Source organism: Microcoleus sp. (assembly GCF_041354475.1).
Taxonomy (GTDB): domain Bacteria; phylum Cyanobacteriota; class Cyanobacteriia; order Cyanobacteriales; family Microcoleaceae; genus Microcoleus.
In genome coordinates this window covers 35932-52538 of sequence record NZ_JBGJZU010000043.1, presented here as the reverse complement: position 1 = coordinate 52538, position 16607 = coordinate 35932, and the positions used below count along the sequence as shown (strand labels likewise).

Below are 16607 nucleotides of genomic sequence, written 5' to 3'. Positions count from 1 at the left end.
GCCCCTCCCTGGAGGGGAACCGGATCTAGCCCCTCCATGGAGACCCACCCCTAGCCCCTCCCTGGAGGGGAACCGGATCTAGCCCCTCCATGGAGACCCACCCCTAGCCCCTCCCTGGAGGGGAACCGGATCTAGCTCCCCTCTAGAGAGGGGCTGGGGGTGTGTCGGATCTCTGCCCTCTAGAGAGGAGAGTAGGTACACACCATGCTTTTAAGCTTAAGTTGACACCTATGCCCAATTCCCAATTCCCCATTCCCTATATCTGTATCCCTTCCACAGTCAAAATTACCCCATTTTTCATCAACGTCTCGCAGCGTTCTGCATAAAATTGTGCTGCTTTATCTTGTTTATTTACTTGCAACACGCGCAAAAACATTTGTCTTGCTTGGGCGAATTGTTGCTGGTAATGAAAAAAAATTCCCTGTTCAAAATAAGTTTGGGTTTGTGTTTTTAGTTCGATCATTGTATCTGAATCGCCGTCGTAGATTTCAAATACAGCAACAGGGGTTTGTTTTCCTTTGACTTGGACGCGATCGAGAAATCGGCACTTATAATGTTGGGGGTCGTCGATCCGACAAAGAGTTTGGACGCTAGCTACAATACCAACTCCGTAAAGCTTTGTCAATCCTTCCACGCGGGAGGCTAAATTCACTGCATCGGAAATCACCGTACTTTCCATGCGTTCCGCTTCGCCAATCGTACCTAACATTAAAGTTCCAGTATGCAAACCAATGCCGATGGAAATAGGTTGATAGCCACTATTTTGCCTGTGTTTATTATAAATTTTAACTTGCTGCTGCATCTCAATTGCTGCTTGGACGGCATCTTCTGGGCGATTGGGAAACAAAGCCATAATACCGTCGCCCAGATATTTGTCTATAAACCCATTGTACTGGCGAATTACTGGTCCAACTCTAGTTAAGTAAGAGTTAATAAAATCAAAATTATCTCTGGGAGACATACTTTCTGACAAACTGGTAAATGAGCGAATGTCGGCAAACATAATCGTCATTTCTGCTTGCACAGAGTCTCCCAATCTCGCATCAACGATGCTTTCTCTTTTGAGAAATTTCAAGAATTCGCGGGGGACAAAACGAGCGGAGGCGGCGGCAATCTTTTCGAGTTCGCTTTTGCTGGACTCGATTTGATTCAGGGAACTAAATGCTCTCAGTGCGGTGACTACTGTGGTAAATAATTTTTTATTTGTCAGTTCGGTTTTGGTTTTGTAATCATTGATATCATAGCTGACAATGACGACATCTTCTGGCACTTGTCCGGGCTGTCCAGTGCGTAAAATAATCCGCACTATCTTATTGTCTAAAATATCACGGATGTATTTAACTACTTCTAAGCCGGCTTCTTCCGTTTCCATAACGACATCTAGCAAAATCAATGCTATGTCTTGATTTTCTTTGATGATTTCCTTGGCTTCTTTGCCTGAGTAAGCGCTGACAAAATTGATTGATTTATTTTCAAAACAAAATTCTTTTAAAGCTAGTTTTGTAATATGGTGAATCTCTATTTCATCATCAACAATTAATACTTTCCAACTCGATTCTCTAGTTTTTTGTTCCCGTTCGTCTTCTTCAATAAATATTAAATTTTCGTCTTCAGCATCGAATAATTTTTGACTAGCTTCTGACATTGCTCCTACTCCTGAATATTATTTAATTAATGCTTTATCCTAGCTAATTAGCAATTTATGTTGGAATTTTAATCAAAAATTTTGTGCCACAACCTAGTTGACTTTGGCATTGAATTGTGCCTTGAAGTTTTTGATGCACTAAATTGTAAATAATGTGTAATCCCAATCCAGTGCCGCCCTGACCTCTTTTGGTGGTAAAGAAGGGTTGAAAAATTTTACTGAGATTGTCGGGAGAAATTCCTTTGCCATCATCAGTATATTCAAATACTAACAGATCGCCCTCTAGTTGCAAGTCAAAGGCGATCGCTCCTTCGTCGTTTGGGTCGTAAGCGTGAAGTAGGGAGTTCATTATCAGATTGGTTACAATTTGACAGAACACGCCAGGGTAGCTATCCAGTAAAATATTGTCAGGGCAATGAATCTCAATTTTGTGTTTAGTTGTTCTGAGTTTTGGTGTTAAAGATGTCAGTATTTCCTCTAGATATTTTTTTACGGGAAAAGTTCGTTTTAATTCACTGGACTGATCGACTGCTACTTCTTTAAAGCTATGGATCAAGTCGGCCGCCCGCGTGAGGTTAGTCAATATCATATTACTACTTTGCAAAGCAGTATCCAGAAATTTTTCTAACTCAGAGCGTTTAATCTGACCGTTGCTATAAATATCGCAAAATTTTGTAACTTTTTCGGCGAGGAGTGAGGCGGCGGCGATGCCAATACCGATGGGAGTGTTGATTTCGTGGGCAATACCAGCCACTAACCCTCCAAGGGCTGCCATTTTTTCTGATTCTACGAGTTGATTTTGGGTGGATTTTAAGTATTCTAAAGTTTGGGAAAGTTCGGAGGTTCTCTCTTGTACTAACTGTTCTAGGTTTTGATGAGTATCTAGCCCGTTGTTGATGTTAAGGTTTTTATTTAAAACTCCCCAATTATTTATCAAGTTTGGGTATTGTGATTCTAAAATCGCTGCTTGGTCTTGGGCACCAAAGTGCTGATAGCAAGAGTGGGATTCTGTTAAGTAAATTTGCGCGATTTTCGGGATTCCTAATGAGAGATAAAACAGTCCTGCTAATTCTGCTGCTAATGCTTGTCCGTGGATATCCCCATTTTGTTCTGCTTCTTGAATTGCCAAGTCGTAAGATTTCATGGCTTCGAGGATGTTGCCGATTTTGCTAGCTTGTTCGGCTGCTAACAAGCTGTAATTATCCTGATAATTCATGAAATTAAAATCCCTTAATTCGGCATTTAATTGAGTTTAAAAATTTTGTGGCTTGTCTGTATAAGTCATGTAATATCCCAATATCTAAGGGAAATTACGGAGCGATCGCCCTGGAAAAAACTATATAGCAGTCCTTGCAGGAGTCGTAAAGTTTTTTACCCCACCCCAACCCTCCCCTTATTAAGGTCCGGGAGTAAGAAATTCACAAATGATTTAGGATTGCTATAGATAGATGCTCTGGGGAGTTCCCAATGTACATTCTAGCCTTCAAACAAGCCGAAACTGCACTTGCCGATCGCCACAGTGCAAAAATAAACTGGTCTGGGAAAATCTCAAGCTAAAATCTAAAAACAACTATGCAAAATATAATGACCTCAAATCCCGTCTCTAGCGGTGCAGACATTAGACTACTGGTAGTCGATATCGATGGTACGATCGCAGGTAAATCCAATAACATCCGAGAAGCAGTGAAGCAGGCTATTTTCGCCGCTCAGTCGCGGGGAGTGCAAGTTGCCGTGGCTACTGGTAGAATGTATCGATCGGCTTTGCGCTTTCATCGGGATATCGGCTCAAATTTACCGTTGATTTCTTACCAAGGTGCCTGGATTCAAGATCCCGCTAGTCAAAAAATGCTCCGCCACCAGCCCTTGTCGAAACAAACAGCTTTGGAATTGTTGGAACATTTTCAAGAACCACATTTACGATCGCTCCTTTCCGTGAATTTTTACATCAACGACCAACTTTACGTACCGGAAATTACCGCCGCCACCAGACTTTACGCAGAACGATCGGGTATTCAACCAATTGCTATTACAGACTTGCGCCGAGATATTCCGGGTGAACCGACGAAAGTTTTGGCTTTGTGCGAAAATCCGGGGGTACTCGATGGCTTACTCAGCAGTATGCGAGAACGCTACACACCAGCAGAACTTTATTTGACTCGATCGGTTGCCACTTTTTTTGAAGCTACTCACCCTTTGGTTAACAAGGGAGCCGCAGTGCAGTACATCGCGGAGGACTTGTTGGGTTTGCAGCCAGAGAACGTGATGGCGATCGGCGACAATTTCAATGATGTGGAAATGATATCCTATGCGGGCGTAGGCGTAGCGATGGGTAACGCTCCCTCGGAGGTGAAAGCTGGTGCTAACTGGGTGGCACCGGATGTCGAGGAAGACGGGGTGGCTGCTGCGATCGCCCAATTTATTTTGGACTCCTAGATATTGCTAAATCCCCTATTTATATCAAATCCGGTAACATCGTCCTGTATTCATCTCTCTTATCTCCCTCTGTGTTCTCTGCGTTCTCTGTGGTTAAATCATTCCGATGCAGCCGGAAACGATATTATCCATCGACAGAAGCGCACAGGGGGTGAATCAGCCGAATTTGGCATCAAACTCACCCTTCCAGGGCAAAGTCAAACAAGCGATGGGCCATTTCTAATTTACTGCAAGGTGCTATTTCCACTTGCTTTCCGGCGGCATTTATCAAAATTGCTTGATTGGTATTGCTACCAAAACCGGAGGCTATTTTGTCGATCGGATTTGCCGCAATTACATCCAATTTCTTGGCCCGCAATTTTTCCCAAGCTGGCTTGACAATATCACCTGTTTGTGCGGCAAACCCGATTAGTTTTTGATGTGGCTGTTTCAATGTTCCCAACTCTGCCACAATATCCGGTACCGCTGTCAAGGCTAAAGCATCCGGGAGCGATCGCTTGGGCAATTTCTGACTATGGTACTCCGTCGGTTTCACATCAGCCACCGCCGCCGCCATCACCGTCAAATCCGCATCGGGAAAACATTCCAGCATCCCTTGTCGCATTTCTGCTGCACTCGTCAGGGCGATCGACCTGACACCGGGCAATGATAAATCACCACTTATACTATGTACCAGAGTTACCGTCGCACCTCGGTGCTGTGCAGCCCGCGCCAGAGCTATGCCCATTTTACCAGTGGAAGGATTGCCGATAAACCTCACCGGATCGAGGTGTTCCCGCGTACCTCCCGCACCGATCAACACCCGTTTACCAGCTAAATCTCGATCGCCCTTAGTATACAACAATGATTCTATGTGAGCCACAATCTCACTTGGTTCTGCCATCCTGCCCGCACCCACGCGATCGCACGCCAGCAGTCCCGCCCCAGGCGACATACCATGATATCGCCTATCTGTCAATATTTCGCGCCAATTTCGCTGCACCGCCGGCTGTTCCCACATATCAGTATTCATCGCCGGTACCAACAAAATTGGACACTGAGAAGCAAGTACCGTATTTGTGAGTAAATTATCCGCAAAACCCCCCGCCAACTTAGCCAAACTATTTGCTGTGAGGGGAGCGATGGCAAAAACCGATGCCCATTCTGCCAGTTGAATGTGCAAAGGGCGTCCGTGACTAGCTTCCCAGAAATCTTTGTCAGTAAAAGCAGCTTGGCGACAGAGAGTAGCAAAAGTCAAGGGCGTGACGAACTCTTGAGCCGCATCAGTCAGAATAGCTCTGACTTCAACTCCCGACTTGGCTAAAGTTGAAACTACTTCACAAACTTTGTAAGCTGCAATCCCGCCACTAACGCCAATTAAAACTCGTGTACCCTTCATATCTTTTTGCATAAAAAAGAATTAGGAGAAAATCAAGATCGGCAGAGACAAAAATCCCTAACTCATCTATATAAATTGGCTACCAAATCTGTGGCTAACCTTCTCCTAAAACTTGCTGAGATTTTTGCTATTTTTGAGGCTATGCTTCGTCGTAGGCTTCCATGTCCAGAAGGTGAAGATAAGGCTCAACCAACTCCGGGCGCTGAAACGCAAGCGATCGCAGCAAATGCCAATCGTTCAATCCCTCAAAAGGATCTGTGTAATCGTCCACTTCTAGACGATCGGCCAATTGTGCCACATCCTCCGAAGTAAGTACAGCAATATCGCGCGATGCTTTGGTTAAAGTTTTCATCTTTATTCCGTCCCCGAGATTTCCGCCATACTATATCCTAAGCCTTTAATCCGATTTAGACACAGTTTCTAGAACAAAACTTCGCATTAGATCTACAACTTGTGGTTGAATCTCGTGTCCCATGGGAAATTCGTGGTACTGCACCGACGCCCCCCAATCCTTGAAACTATCGCGCGATCGCACTGCCGCACTCACAGGGACAATATTATCTTGAGTCCCGTGTACGATTAAAACAGGTGGCAACTGGCTAAGAGCAACAGGCGACTGAGAGTGCAAATAACCACTCAAACAAATTAAACCAGCCAGAGGCAAAGTTAATCCCACATCCAGAGTCATCGCTCCACCTTGAGAAAAGCCACCTAAAATCGTCTTAGACAAAGGCACACCCGTACTGCTTTCTAAAGACAATAAAAATTCTGTTAGCAATCGCCGACTTTCGATCAATCCCTTAGAGTCATTACCTTGAAGGTCATACCACATTTTGCCACCGGGTACTTGGGGATGGGCAAAAGGGGCATCGGCAAACACAAACTCATAGTCTGGTAAATTGAATGCCGGCGCTAAAGAAGTCAAATCGCGAGCATTGGCACCCCATCCGTGCAAAGCGACAATCATACCCACTGGTGGGCGATCCGTGCTCGGTGGAATGCTAATAGATTTTAAAGACATCGGAATCAGTAATTGGTAATCGGGTATGGGACGAATTATAAATTGTTGTGGCGATTGTAGTTGATACTCCCCACCGATGAATCGGGGGGATTCTTGATTAAGACCACAAAGGGACTCTCAAAGGCGTTAAGTAAGTCCACCTAATTAAATGCAAGATCCAAATCGCTCAAAAGCTTACTGGCGGTTCTCTCGGATGTTGGGTGTAAAATGTAGCAAATAATACTAAATTTTTGAATAAGGAAAGCTGAAACCCTAGATTTTGCTAGCTCATAATCATTACTTATCACCATAATTACGAGAGAGCCGAAATTTGATTGAGCGATCGCACTAAAGAGAAAAACATCCCCAAATAGAACATCCAGAGCCTCGACTTCTTTCTTCTCAGAAACCGCTCTAGCTACTCAATAGAAAGTTATGAGTTAAATTGATAACTCATAACTTCTAATTTTCAAGCAGTTTTTTGTTCGCCGAAATCTGACTGCTGCCCCTCGCTCGCTAGTAAATTCCAGCCTTGAGTTTTCAGCTTCTGAAATGTTGCCCACCCTTTAGAACCATCCGGTTCTAGGTAGTCCGATGCAGCGTACTGTGGAAAAGCTGTATAAGGTCGCCACGGTTGGCGGGGTTCAGTGCGTAGGTGCAATATTTTTTCTCCATTGCTTCCCAATCTGGGCAACCAGCACATTTGTTTCAGCATATCTAACACTCCATAGTATGGTCTCGTGCGAAGTCGATTTTACGCAGGAAATTACCGTTTAATCCAGCATTAAGTTTGCGGTTTTCCCTTTGCTTTATAAATACACGCCGATTCTCCTTCTTTCTGGATCGAATAACATCTTTCTACCGTATTGGTTTTATGATTTCAAAAATGTTCCTCAAGTTACATTTATTAAATTGCCGACAGAATTTATCAGCTTATCAAAAGTTAAATATATTTTCATAAATCAGTGGTTCCATATTTATTGGTGCGTTTGACTACATTTTTTCTACTAAAACAGCCTTTCCAATCAGGTTCTGGTTCTAATTGAGATAGCGATGGATAGTTATTTCTAATTGATCGATATCAAAAGGTTTGGAAATATATGCAACGCAGCCGGCTTGCAAAATCCGATCGCGGTCTTCGGTTTTTGCTAATGCTGTGATAGCAATAATCGGAATATTTATCAGTTGTGGATTTTGCTTGAGACGGCTCATCAGTTCTATACCGTCGATGTCCGGTAAACAAATGTCTAGCAAAATTAGGTCTGGTGGTCGGGAAACTGCTACGGAAAGGGCTGTGCGACCGTCTAGGGCTCTGACGCACTCGTAACCAAATAAATCGAGTATTTGTGCTAGCAGCTCTAAGTTGTCGTGATTGTCGTCTATAGCTAAGACTAAGGGACGTTGATCAACCAGCAGTCGATCGCGCTTAGCAAACGAATATTCTAAATTCAGATTCCAGTTGGGGTAATTCATAAATGCCGACTCAGGCAGTTTCTGTGTAATTTTACTTATCCTATAACATAAATTTAACTCAACATTGATTCCATTTCCTTGTAAAGTATGCCAGCCAAAGACCTAAAGCATTATCTAGATTCCCAAGTTTTCCACTGCCCTAACTTCCGAGGTTTAAATCATACTATAGCCTTTCTCAAGAAAGTAAAGTACGCACCTCACCATTAGCTCTTGCCCAGGACCTGGTGTATCTGACCTAAGTGAGAAAGGCTATATTTTCATCTGTTTTCAAGGATGAGCCTGTACTCTCGCTCCCTTCCCTTTACAGAACTTAACCTCTGTAACATCACTAGAAAAATTATTGATATTGATACAACATAATACTATTATGTAGTCAGTATTGCTTATATTGCTTAGATTGTTATATTCTGTAATAGAATGCGAGTTAGGATAAGAGCTCGCAAAATGCTATTATCAGCCTTGGGGATCAAAAAAAATGGCTCGAAAAAGAATTATAAAAATGTCCAGATCGGCTGTGGAAGAGGAGAGTTTACTCAACAGAATTACTACTCGCATCCGACACTCTTTAGAACTGCAAGAGATTTTGATGACAACCGTAAAAGAACTCGGTAACTTGTTAGAGAGCGATCGGGTAAAAATTTATCGGTTTGAACCTGATGGCAGCGGTGAGGTAATTGCTGAGTCGATTAAGGACAATAATTTGCCGTCACTGCTGGGCTTACATTTTCCAGCAACCGACATTCCCAACAGCGCTCGCGAAATGTTTGTCAAAGCTAGGCAGCGAGTAATTATAGATGTCGAATTGAATCATCAAACAATTAATCGATTAGATTGTCCCGAAACAGGCAAAACCTTAGCTGCTGAAGATATTCGCTATGCTAAGGTAGACCCCTGTCACATAGAATATCTGAGGACGATGGGTGTCTATTCTTCCCTCACAGTGCCGATTTTGCATCACAATCAGCTTTGGGGGATCTTGGCTTGTCATCACACGCAACCGAAACGGTTTAGCGATCGAGAATTAAAAATTGTGCAATTGCTTGTGGATCAACTGTCAATTGCGATCGCCCAATCTTTTCTACTCAGTCAAGCTCGACATCAAGCTAGGGATGAAGCCATTGTGAACCAAATTAGCAGTTTGCTCCACTCTCCCCTAGAATTGACAGAAATTAGACACACAGTCCTAGAACAAACCGTCAAATCTTTAGCAGGTTGTGGCGGTAGATTGTACATTGCCCCCGAAGGAGTGAATTGGCCAGCGGAACTTTATACCTGCGGTCAACAGCCACAGCATTTAGAAATAGAAAAAAGCCAGTTTTGGCAAGAAATCATGGGTGTAAAACAATCATTAACAGTTGAAAAAAAAGAAGAAAGTAATGGTCACTATTCTGGGATTTTTCCCGATATTCAAATAGAAAACTACCAGGAAGACGGTTTAACAATTGCTAATTATATAATTCCAGAATTATATGCAATCTCCGATATTTCTCAAGCACCTAAACTTAAATCTTTATCTTCATATTTCCTGGAAGTTTCTATCAGGTCAATGCTGGCAGTTCCACTGCAATATCGCGATCAGTGCATCGGCTGTCTTACCATCTTTCGCAGTGAAATAGAAACAGAAACTTTATGGGCGGGACAGTGTGACTCCCAGGCAATAAACGACCGTCCCCGAAAGTCATTTGCAGCGTGGAAAGAAATAAAAAAACAACAAGGTAGAAACTGGAAAGCTGATGAACTGAAGCTAGCAAAATCCTTGGCAACTCATCTTTATATGGCGGCAATGCAAAGGCGCGTAGAAGCAATGATTCGACATCAAGCTTCCCACGACCAACTAACAGGTTTAGCTAATAAATTACTGTTTAATGAACAACTGTCCCTAGCGATAGTTAACGCTCACCAAAACACCGAAATGTTGGCCGTGATATTTCTTGATTTGGATGGTTTTAAAAATGTTAACGACACCCTCGGTCATGCTGTAGGCGACCAGTTACTCCAAGCAGTATCTTGGCGCTTAACCAACTGTTTGCGCGTGGGCGATTCCATTGCCCGTTGGGGCGGAGATGAATTTACTTTACTGCTGTACAATATTAGCAGCGCCCAGGATGCCATTGATACTTGCCAGCACATTCTCCACAGTTTATGTACTCCTTTTCACTTTGATGAGCAGGAACTTTATATCAAAGCCAGCTTGGGAATTGCTTTGGCTCCCTACGACGGCGAAGATGCCGAAACTTTGCTGAAAAACGCCGATGCTGCTATGTACAAAGCGAAACAGAAAGGTCGGAATAATTATCAGTTTTATACCAGAGCGATCGGCAACAAAGCATCGGAGCGTCTGGTATTAGAAAATAATCTTTACCGAGCCATAGAAAATTCCGAATTTTTGCTATACTACCAGCCCCAAATAGATATAAATACTGGCAAAATTGTCGGTCTAGAAGCTTTGGTTCGCTGGGAGCATCCCGATCGCGGGTTGATGGGTCCCGATCGATTTATTCCCTTAGCTGAGGAAACAGGATTAATCTGCCAGATTGACGAATGGGTGCTGCGAACTGCTTGCCTTCAAAATCGAGAATGGCAGTTAATGGGACTGCCACCAATGCGGGTAGCTGTCAATTTATCTGCCCGTCAGTTTCAGCAACATAACACTGTACAAACAATCGCTAAAATTTTATCGGAAACTGGTCTAGATCCAGAGTATTTAGAAATAGAAATTACCGAAAGCATTGCCATGACAGATGTAAAATTTACGGTGTCTGTATTGGAGCAGTTGCAGCAAATGGGAATTCGGATTTCTCTAGACGATTTTGGCACTGGTTATTCTTCTTTGTGGTCTCTCAAACACCTACCACTGAACAATTTAAAAATCGATCGCTCCTTCGTGGCAGATTTGATGAATGGTACCAGCGGTGCTGCTATTGTGAAAGTGGCGATCGCCTTGGGACAAGGATTGAATTTAGAGGTAATTGCTGAGGGAGTGGAAACCCTAGAACAGTTGGAATTTTTGCATTCCCTTAAGTGCGATATGGCTCAAGGTTACTTCTTTAGCAAGCCACTATCTGTGATAGCGACAACCGAATTGTGCATGGAAAATAAAGAATGGAAATTGACTTGTAGTCCCAAATGCAATTAGCAATAAGTGTTGACAATTGACAGTTAACAGTTGACAGTGTGATTCGCTTCCTGAGCGAAGTCGAAGGGTCGCAGCACCCTCTTCCCTCTTGGTTTTTGGTATTAGTAATTATTCCGCATCTATCTTAAGGTGTATTTACTCAAAAAAGTACGAATTTAAAGTTATCCACAAGGATAGATGCCTGACAATTGTTCATGATTTAGGCTCGTCCTGACCGGAAACTGCTTTGATGCGTAAATTTCTGTTTGAAAATCTTCTATTTTTTCGAGCGACTTGGTTTTTGACCCTAATTCATCTTGTTTATATAACCGCAGTGCCAAACAAAAATAATACACAGAACCCCGACTGATTAAACAAGTCGGGGTCTTCTAATAGCAGTCTTTTAGGTTTAATTAAAACGACCTACTTAAGACCCATTAGTCTTCATCCAACCAAGCCAGAACGAAGGGCGAGAACAGCAGCTTGAGTGCGGTCATCAGCACATAATTTATTCAAAATGTTGCGGACATGAGTTTTGACAGTGCCCACAGTAATGTAAAGTTTTTCCGCAATAGCAGCATTACTATAGCCCTGCACAATTAGCTCCAAAACTTCTAATTCCCGCCCCGTCAAAGGGTAAGTTTCAATAATGTGAGTAAACTCTGGTTCCGCAGCTTTAATTGTAACTTTTTTACCCTCAGATTTTTGTTCTTCCGGGGCAGACTCCTTAGTGCGAGCTTGTTTCAGGACTATACGAGCGATCGCTGGGTCAATCCAAGACTGGCCTTCGTGAGTGACTTTGACTACATCTAACAACTGGTCAAAACTGATATCTTTCATGCAGTAAGAGTCAGCTCCGGCGGCAAATGCTGCGAGGACTTCTTCTTCATTGTCCTGAAAAGTCAGAATCAAAACCTTTGTGTCTGGATCGGAGTCTGGAACGATCGCTTTTTTGAACTTTTGGGTCAGTTCAATTCCGTCAAAATCCGGCAACCCAATATCTACAATTGCCACGTCTGGTTTGGAAGACTGAAGCAGTTTCAATCCCTCTGTCGCATTCGCGGCATCCCCCACAACTTCTATGGTATCACTCTGTTGTAAAGCTGTACGGATACCCACTCTTGTCAGGTCATGGTCTTCGATCAAAGCAACGCGAATTTTACTCATTTTTTTTCTAATGCCCTGCTGAAATTTTTAAATATAGCCAAATTACTCAGCTAACAGACTCGATTTGAGAATGCGATCGCCGATCGGGTTAACCCGATCGCCTATCTTGTTCCAGCATACTCATGGAATTGCACAATTGCAAATTAATTGTTAAGCAATTTGGCTGCACCCTGTGATTCACCCTATGGGGACAGGTAGGCTCTCCTCGTTTTTACTGTCTGATTAAATTATCCCTTTGTCCGCCCCTTGATAGATGTAAACAGTTCCGTGACTGGATAAATTTGATATATAAAAACTTTTGATGCACTAAGGCAATCAAAATTGATGGAGCTAGCAGCCAGACTATTTATTTGGTTTTAGTGCTAACCCTCGACTCTTATTTATAAAATGTAATTATGACTCACTATTACCGAAAGCACTCTTTTTCTTCGGACTTTTTCGACCGGGAAAGTTCCCATAGGGCCGCGGAAATAACACCAGGGCAACCACCTGTTAACTCTTGGGAGCATCAGCTCGATCGCCTGTTAAAGACCATTCCTCACATAGTTTGGCAAGCAAATGCTGATGGGGCGGTGACTTATTTGAACCGTGCCTGGGAAGAGTATACAGGAGTACCCGCCACAGCAGCCTTGGATTTCGGCTATCTGGAGTCCGTCCATCCAGAAGACAGAGCTCGCTTCCCCTGGCGATCGGGGCAGACTGTGAGCCTAGACTCCAGTTATAAAATAGAATTGCGGCTCAGGACGCGATCGGGTATTTACCGATGGAACCTAGCCAAATTTTCCCGCGTCCCCACCCTCGGCGACGGAGTTTTAGAGTGGGTGGGAACCTATACAGATATAGATGGCTTCAAGCAAACTCAAGAATGGTGGGAGGCAGAACCAACATCTCTCAAGAGTTTGCGGGACTCCAAAGCTAGGGAGACGGCAGAAAACTGGAATGCAACCAGCGTGGCTAAAAAGGCGCAGCAGCAGCATTTACAAGTTGTGGAGCGGTTTACAAATCTGTTGCATCAGCCGGCGGGAAGCCTGTGCGAACTCTTCCAAGCCATAGCGGATGCGGTAGTTGAGACGATCGCCGAGGCTCAATTTTGCTTGGTGGCCCTCCCCAACTGCGACGATAACCACAGCCTCTTGTTAAGTGCAGTCACTGGGGCGGAAAAATTTGCTGGGGGTAAAACCCTGTACGTGCAAGATGCGCTGCTATCCCAAGCCTTTGCTACGGGAAAGTCTCAATTGTCATCCCAGGAGTCCGGCGCAGAAGTGCCGGCGGCCTGTGCAGTGGCGATCGAGTCTTTGCCCACAGGGCGTTTGGGGGTGTTGGCGATCGGTAATTGGCAAGATAGCCAAGCCATTGACGATGCAACTATGCAACTGCTGGGGGCGATCGGCAGACAAGCTGCGATCGCGATTCATAGCGCGCAGGCGATCGAAATTAACCAAAAACAGGAACTACTTTTAGACTTACAAAATCAGCTCTTACTTCGCCAGCAAGCAGAATTAGAAAAGCAAAGTTGCCTCATTCAACAGCAAAAATTGCAACTGCTAGAAGCAGCCAAGTTAAAATCGCAATTTTTGAGAACTATGTCCCATGAATTGCGAACTCCCATGAATGCAATTATCGGTTTTTCACAATTGCTACTACGCCAGGACAAACAACTACTGACTCCTCAGCAAAGAGATTTTGTGGGGCGTATTTTTAATAATGGTAAAAATCTGCTAGTGCTGATTAACGATATCCTTGATATCTCGAAAATGGAGACTTGTGGGGCTAAATTAGAAATAGCTGAATTTGATTTAGCCCAGTTGGTAATCGCTACCGCCCTGGAATGTGGAAATCAGGTTACAGATAAAAATTTGTCCCTGTCTGTCAGCGTGTGTTTGCAGGAGCGGTTGATAGTTCATGACCAGTCGCGCTTGCGGCAACTTTTGGTGAATCTCATTTCCAATTCGATTAAATTTACTCATCAGGGAAACATTGGCATTTCTGTGCGAGAACTAACCCTCGATCGACTAATTATCAAGGTCACTGATACAGGAATTGGCATCAGCGAAGCCGATTTACCACATATTTTTGACAAGTTCCACCAAGCCGATCGAACTACCAGTCGCCAATATCCCGGCATTGGTTTAGGACTAGCCATTAGTGCGTCTTTGGCACAAATGATGAACAGCACACTTACAGTAGAAAGTCAAGTAGGAAAAGGTTCCACATTTCGGATCGAATTGCCACGAAAAATGAATTGACCGGAGAAATCTGGGAACGGACGAGCAGTAAAGGCTCTAAACTAGATTTTTCTAGGCCCAGGGGGATGGTTGATAGCAACAGCCCCTTCCGTTTCCCTAGAAATCTGGGGTTTATTTAACTTGATTTGATATAATTTCTAGTCTTGAGAAGGCGAATCTTTCGATAAACTTGAGAGCGGGCTAAAATTGAAAATCTCAAATCGCAGGAAGTTTCGGGTGAAGGAAGTTATTAAAAGTTCGTCAGAATATCAAAGGAAGCACTCGATCGCACCTTTGCTGTTATCCCTATTATGGCTGTGCGCGATCGCTGGGGTGGCTTTTCTCTGGAATCTGGGCAATATTGGTTTAGTTGACGAAACCGAACCGTTGTTTGCTGAAGCCGCTCGCCAAATGACCGTCACTGGTGATTTCATCACCCCCTATTTTAACGGCGATACCAGGTTTGACAAGCCACCGTTGGTTTACTGGCTGATGGCGCTGGCCTATCGGGCGATCGGCGTTAACGAATGGGCTGTCCGTATTCCCTCGGCCCTAGCGGGAATATGTATCACCTGTCTGGGATTCTATACTCTATCCCAATCGTGGTCACAAGTCATCAGGAATGAGGCAGAAGTCATCAGGAATGAGGCAGAAGAAAAATTCTCTGACTCTCCCCATAATTTCCCCCTCTCCTCCTCTGGGGGTATTCCTCTGTTTCTTTCTGCACCTTGGATTGGTGCTGCCCTCATAGCATTAAATCCCGAAACTATTGCCTGGGGAAGGACTGGGGTTTCAGATATGCTCCTTACCGGCTGTATGTGTTCGGCACTCCTGGCCTTTTTCCTGGGATATACCCTAGAAGAAAAGAAGCAATCAGCAGGATTTTCCACTGTTTCTGCTTCCCGATTTCCCAATCCGTGGTATCTCTGTTTTTATGTACTAATTGCCTTAGCAATTTTGACTAAGGGGCCTGTGGGAATTGTGTTGCCAGCCCTGATTATTGGCTGCTTCAGCTTTTATTTAGGCAATTTTCGACAACTTTGGCGGGAAATGCGTCCGGTGTCTGGAATCTTAATTATTCTGGCGATCGCCCTACCTTGGTACATTCTGGTTATTTTAGCCAACGGTGAAACTTATATTGACAGCTTTTTTGGATATCACAATTTCCAGCGTTTTACTGGAGTTGTGAATCGACACTCGGCACCTTGGTATTTTTACTTTTTTGTAGTCTTAGTGGGTTTTGCGCCTTGGTCGATTTATTTGCCCGTCGCGATCGCCCGCACCCGTTTTTGGCAGCGTACTTACTGGCGACGTCAACCTCGATCGGCACAGTTAAGTTTATTTGCCATGTTTTGGTTCCTCTGCATTTTTGGCTTTTTCACGATCGCCGTGACCAAATTGCCCAGTTATGTATTGCCTTTAATGCCGGCCTCGGCGATTTTGGTAACGCTGTTGTGGAGCGATATCATTGCAGAAAAAGCAACAGAAACCAGGCGGGGAAAGTTAGAAACACCACCGAATTCTTTACCCAGAGGACTATTAATTACCTACGTTGTCAATGTCGTATTTTTATTAATCATCGCTGGAGCAACTTTATACTCCTACCACTGGCTAGGAGACGATCCAGCTATGCCAAATTTCCCTCAAGCACTTCAAGAGTCTGGTTTGTTGATTGTCGGCGGTGGGATTTGGATAGTTACGGCGGTGGCGATCGCCCTTTTATTATGGCAGAGACAGCAACGCTGGATTTTGGTGGCTAACTTCATCGGATTGGTAGCATTTATCATCTTTGGTTTAACTCCCGCCTACAATTTAGTCGATCTCAACCGTCAGTTACCTCTGCGACAATTAGCACAGGTTGCTGTTCAACAAAAATTGCCTGGGGAAGAGTTTATGATGATTGGTTTTGCCAAACCTAGTGTAGTTTTTTATTCGCATTTACCGGTGACTTATTACCGACTGCCCAAAGGTGCGATCGACTACATTGAAGAATCTAAAAATCAAACTTCTCCGTCTATTTTGGTTTTAGGATATCCAGACAAATTTGTGAAATTTGGATTGCAGCCAAATGAATATCAACTGCTGGATACTCGTGGTGCTTACCAACTAGCTAGAGTTCCCAGAACAGCTTTTCGATAGTCTGTTATAACTGCGGCTGCGGTGAGTTGACT

General features: G+C 43.9%; 12 protein-coding genes. 4 read left to right on the top strand and 8 right to left on the bottom strand.

From position 1 onward, the window contains the following. Positions 1-256: 256 nt before the first annotated feature. Together ACBR23_RS16975 and ACBR23_RS16970 are read right to left on the bottom strand one after the other, a co-directional pair. Positions 257-1645: an adenylate/guanylate cyclase domain-containing protein gene (locus tag ACBR23_RS16975; protein ID WP_341740236.1), complete on the bottom strand. Its 1389-nt coding sequence runs from the start codon at positions 1643-1645 to the stop codon at positions 257-259. Positions 1646-1700: 55 nt separating this feature from the next. Next, positions 1701-2861, bottom strand: a complete 1161-nt coding sequence (locus tag ACBR23_RS16970) for an ATP-binding protein (RefSeq protein ID WP_371117308.1) — start codon at positions 2859-2861, stop codon at positions 1701-1703. Between the two features lie 356 nt (positions 2862-3217). On the opposite strand from ACBR23_RS16970, the gene ACBR23_RS16965 reads away from it, so the two are divergent. Then, positions 3218-4078 (top strand): Cof-type HAD-IIB family hydrolase, encoded by an 861-nt coding sequence (locus ACBR23_RS16965; protein WP_371121322.1) that lies wholly within the window; start codon positions 3218-3220, stop codon positions 4076-4078. Between the two features lie 178 nt (positions 4079-4256). Here ACBR23_RS16965 and coaBC read toward each other — a convergent pair whose 3' ends face one another. From coaBC to ACBR23_RS16940, 5 genes are all read right to left on the bottom strand, one after another. Then, entirely contained in the window at positions 4257-5456 is a 1200-nt protein-coding gene (coaBC, locus tag ACBR23_RS16960) for a bifunctional phosphopantothenoylcysteine decarboxylase/phosphopantothenate--cysteine ligase CoaBC (RefSeq protein WP_371117310.1), read from the bottom strand. Between the two features lie 139 nt (positions 5457-5595). After that, positions 5596-5808: a DUF2555 domain-containing protein gene (locus tag ACBR23_RS16955; RefSeq protein ID WP_340519840.1), complete on the bottom strand. Its 213-nt coding sequence runs from the start codon at positions 5806-5808 to the stop codon at positions 5596-5598. Positions 5809-5853: 45 nt separating this feature from the next. After that, the gene (locus ACBR23_RS16950) at positions 5854-6477 is read right to left on the bottom strand and encodes an alpha/beta hydrolase (RefSeq protein WP_371117312.1); all 624 of its coding nucleotides are present in this window, start codon (positions 6475-6477) and stop codon (positions 5854-5856) included. 448 nt (positions 6478-6925) lie between these two features. Beyond that, entirely contained in the window at positions 6926-7171 is a 246-nt protein-coding gene (locus tag ACBR23_RS16945; RefSeq protein ID WP_341739821.1) for a hypothetical protein, read from the bottom strand. Between the two features lie 323 nt (positions 7172-7494). Further along, entirely contained in the window at positions 7495-7929 is a 435-nt protein-coding gene (locus tag ACBR23_RS16940; protein WP_371117313.1) for a response regulator, read from the bottom strand. A 499-nt stretch (positions 7930-8428) separates the two neighbouring features. Between ACBR23_RS16940 and ACBR23_RS16935 the strand changes: the two genes are divergently transcribed. Further along, positions 8429-11065: an EAL domain-containing protein gene (locus ACBR23_RS16935; protein ID WP_371117314.1), complete on the top strand. Its 2637-nt coding sequence runs from the start codon at positions 8429-8431 to the stop codon at positions 11063-11065. Between the two features lie 423 nt (positions 11066-11488). Here the strand turns inward: ACBR23_RS16935 and ACBR23_RS16930 are convergent, their stop codons facing one another. After that, complete coding sequence (locus tag ACBR23_RS16930; RefSeq protein WP_371117315.1) at positions 11489-12211, bottom strand: response regulator; 723 nt, start codon at positions 12209-12211, stop codon at positions 11489-11491. Positions 12212-12606: 395 nt separating this feature from the next. On the opposite strand from ACBR23_RS16930, the gene ACBR23_RS16925 reads away from it, so the two are divergent. Both ACBR23_RS16925 and ACBR23_RS16920 read left to right on the top strand, forming a co-directional pair. Then, a complete protein-coding gene (locus ACBR23_RS16925) occupies positions 12607-14457 on the top strand; it encodes an ATP-binding protein (RefSeq protein WP_371117316.1) in 1851 nt (616 codons plus the stop codon). A gap of 216 nt (positions 14458-14673) precedes the next feature. Then, positions 14674-16575 carry an ArnT family glycosyltransferase gene (locus tag ACBR23_RS16920; protein ID WP_371117317.1) on the top strand — a complete coding sequence of 634 codons (1902 nt, stop codon included), beginning with the start codon at positions 14674-14676 and terminating at the stop codon, positions 16573-16575. Positions 16576-16607: the final 32 nt, after the last annotated feature.

Bases quoted from the DNA above. Each gene is read 5' to 3' on its own strand.
- ACBR23_RS16930 (WP_371117315.1), bottom strand. From the start codon at position 12,211: ATGAGTAAAATTCGCGTTGCTTTGATCGAAGACCATGACCTGACAAGA.
- ACBR23_RS16935 (WP_371117314.1), top strand. From the start codon at position 8,429: ATGTCCAGATCGGCTGTGGAAGAGGAGAGTTTACTCAACAGAATTACT.
- ACBR23_RS16955 (WP_340519840.1), bottom strand. From the start codon at position 5,808: ATGAAAACTTTAACCAAAGCATCGCGCGATATTGCTGTACTTACTTCG.
- ACBR23_RS16950 (WP_371117312.1), bottom strand. From the start codon at position 6,477: ATGTCTTTAAAATCTATTAGCATTCCACCGAGCACGGATCGCCCACCA.
- ACBR23_RS16945 (WP_341739821.1), bottom strand. From the start codon at position 7,171: ATGCTGAAACAAATGTGCTGGTTGCCCAGATTGGGAAGCAATGGAGAA.
- ACBR23_RS16965 (WP_371121322.1), top strand. From the start codon at position 3,218: ATGCAAAATATAATGACCTCAAATCCCGTCTCTAGCGGTGCAGACATT.
- ACBR23_RS16925 (WP_371117316.1), top strand. From the start codon at position 12,607: ATGACTCACTATTACCGAAAGCACTCTTTTTCTTCGGACTTTTTCGAC.
- coaBC (WP_371117310.1), bottom strand. From the start codon at position 5,456: ATGAAGGGTACACGAGTTTTAATTGGCGTTAGTGGCGGGATTGCAGCT.
- ACBR23_RS16970 (WP_371117308.1), bottom strand. From the start codon at position 2,861: ATGAATTATCAGGATAATTACAGCTTGTTAGCAGCCGAACAAGCTAGC.
- ACBR23_RS16940 (WP_371117313.1), bottom strand. From the start codon at position 7,929: ATGAATTACCCCAACTGGAATCTGAATTTAGAATATTCGTTTGCTAAG.
- ACBR23_RS16975 (WP_341740236.1), bottom strand. From the start codon at position 1,645: ATGTCAGAAGCTAGTCAAAAATTATTCGATGCTGAAGACGAAAATTTA.